At 48.5% G+C, this 202-nt stretch carries 1 protein-coding gene; it reads left to right on the top strand.

Annotation, left to right across the window (positions count from 1 at the left end; translation table 11 throughout):
- The coding region (locus CHH91_RS20155) for a tripartite tricarboxylate transporter permease (protein ID WP_286160882.1) at window positions 1-202 on the top strand (202 nt) is incomplete at both ends.

Genomic DNA, 202 nt, shown 5'->3' with positions numbered 1-202 from the left:
AAGCATTGCTTATCGTGTTGCACCCATCTAGAATCGGCTTCATGTTTCTTGGCATATTTATTGGTATTTTTGTAGGACTTCTCCCAGGTTTAAGCGGAACGGTAGGCATGTCCTTGCTGCTGCCCTTTGTGTTTGGCCTCGACCCATTTGTCGGCATGGCCTTGCTGATTGGCATGGTTGCTGTTGTCCATACGGGCGATAC

The sequence above is a fragment of the Virgibacillus sp. 7505 genome (genome assembly GCF_002272135.1).
GTDB lineage: Bacteria > Bacillota > Bacilli > Bacillales > Amphibacillaceae > Terribacillus.
Note: the sequence above shows the minus strand (reverse complement) of the source record. Positions and strands in the feature narration are given on the sequence as shown.